This window comes from Propionivibrio pelophilus DSM 12018, assembly GCF_059569095.1.
Map to the genome: position 1 here is coordinate 1 of NZ_JCANUT010000121.1, position 2,517 is coordinate 2,517.

The following is a 2,517-nucleotide window of genomic DNA, read 5'->3' on the forward strand; positions in this document are numbered from 1 at the left end:
CAACATCGGCAGCTTCCTGCCGTCGCAAACCTCTTGCTGTCCAGAACACACCGCTACGGTTGAGCGCCACCCCTACCGCGCGAGCGGTTTAGTCCGCCGCCGCCAAGAGGACTTTCCGTAGCGGGGAGGGGGATTGGCTGCTTCTTGCTCAAAACCTGCATCTCTTCTTCGTAGAACTGGTTTGGGGGTAATTGCCGCCCAATTGAGGTCCACAGTTTGATTTTTCTTGTAACTAACAGCAGCACATTCAATCGATGTTTAGTCGTTACGCATATGGAATATTCGAATTTGGCCGGAATTCGAGTACTGCCTACGATGGATACTGAACACAACGCATGCCAATACGGATCGGAGCCGTGAGCATAGTTATTGCGGCTATAGCGAGTCCGATCGCTTGGTTCGTTTCCCAAGAGCAGGTGGAGTGGGAGAGAGTAGAGATGGCGATGGAGACATCGGATCGGCTACTCGGTCACTTCGACTCAAAGTCGTTATACGGTGAAAACGCCTCGTCAAGCGAAATGGAGGCTGCCAAGCCATTGTCCGGTGGTCGCCGAAATCTACGACCGGGATGGCAAACTTCTAGCTGAGGCTGTGACGGAGGCTGGTCGTAAATGTCTCGCGCGAGGGGGCGGAAGGCAGCAATCACCCCTCGGGGTCAAAATGGCTGCCACTGCTTTTTCCATGCTTGACCGGAATTGGGGATCAGGATGGGCTGAAGCCGTCGCTGAAGTGACGACAGTCTGATCCTTCTCAGTTAGTATGCAGGCTATTGCTACTGCCTATTCTGAGTCTCTTTATGCGAAAGTGAGAACAAACTGTCACGAAAAGTTGAAACGTACCATGCGAACATATTGAACCATCGCATCTGCCCGTCGCCACCCGAGGGGTTGCAAACCCTTAATCAGTTGTTCAGCTGCAACCCTTAAAATTCGAAGCCTTCCAACTTTTTGCCTCACATAGAGGAGGTTGGCTAGCATCGAATAAGGACCGTTCGTCATGAGCATATCTGAGCTTCAGCTGCTTCGCACGGCCATCATGCGCGCATGGAATGCCGTGGTTATTACCGATGCCGATCCCAAGAATGGCTATGCCGTCGTATTCGCCAACCCGGCGTTCTGCAAAATGACCGGCTACTCCGTGGATGAGTTGCAAGGCCGCTCGCTTAAGATGCTTCAGGGTCCTGATACCGACGCCTCTGTCATCGAATGCTTACGCGCGTGCTTGCGAGAAGAAAGGTATTTTGAGGGTTCTACAACCAATTACCGCAAAGATGGAACGCCCTATGTGGTCCGCTGGAATATTTCGCCGGTACATGACGACGAGGGCTTGCTGACGCACTTTGTCTCTGTCCAGCAGGATATTTCCGATTACGTTGAATCTGAACGTCAAGGGCGACTTTTTGCCCGGGCGCTTCACGCAAGTCATGACCCAATCTTGATCACTGATCAGGAAGACAAAATCGTTTTTGCCAACAAGGCTTTTTCCGATGTGACCGGTTACTGCGACGAGGATCTGATCGGGAAAACACCCGCGATTCTCCGCTCTGGGCAACAGGATGATGCTTCCTACGAGAAGCTCCATGCTTCTCTCAAAAATGGCGAACCTTTCCGAGCGGTATTTACCAATCGGAGACGCGATGGGTCGATTTATTACGCCGAGCAAAGCGTTTCCCCCATTCCCGATTCGCAGGGAAAAATCACCAATTACGTCAGCGTCAGCAAAGACATTACGGAACTGGTCTTGCGCGAGCAGGCGTTGCGCGAGGCCGCTTCCATCGACAAGCTAACAGGGGTGTCTAACCGCTTGCATGGCGACACGGTACTAAAAAAAGCGCGGAGCGAAGCAATCGAAAAGAATCAGGCGCTCTCCCTGATCGTCGCAGACATTGATTTTTTCAAACAGATTAACGATCGATTTGGTCACCTTACTGGCGATCGGGTACTGAGGGACGTGGCCCAGACCCTTCGCAAAAGTGTACGAACGGGAGATACCGTTATCCGCTGGGGGGGCGAAGAGTTCCTGATCGTCTTAGGCAATTGCGGATTGGAGCAAGCAATTGCGCTGGCGGAACGGATACGGGCAAGTGTTGAACGCCAAACCGACCACGAGGTCGGTCAGGTTACCCTATCACTGGGAATTGCCTCCCTACGGACGGATGAGGTCATTGAGGGCACCATCGAGCGGGCGGATAAATCTCTGTATTCAGCGAAACGCGGGGGACGGAACCGAGTCTCGGTGTCACGGGAGCTTTAAAAGCCAACCGCTGGTTTAGTCATCACGTTGACCGCAACCTGCCGTATGAGAGCGTTCGGTCTCAGCATCGTGTAGTCCACATCAGCAGGCCCTTGACCCCCTCGGTTATTCTTCCTTGAGATGTCTGAGCGCATCCTCGAAATTGCCGTCTAGAAAAACCGGGCAGAAATGACCTGCCCCCTGTAGCCGTACCAATCAATTCGCAGGAAGTCCGCTTGCAAGGTTAAAGGATTCCTTCGGTATTGGGTTGCGTTATCGCGATCG

1 protein-coding gene is annotated in these 2,517 nt (G+C 52.8%); it reads left to right on the top strand.

Translation table 11 applies throughout. From position 1 onward, the window contains the following. The first annotated feature begins 996 nt into the window (after nucleotides 1-996). Nucleotides 997-2,253: a sensor domain-containing diguanylate cyclase gene (locus BO74_RS20865; protein WP_496445295.1), complete on the top strand. Its 1,257-nt coding sequence runs from the start codon at nucleotides 997-999 to the stop codon at nucleotides 2,251-2,253. Nucleotides 2,254-2,517 lie beyond the last annotated feature (264 nt).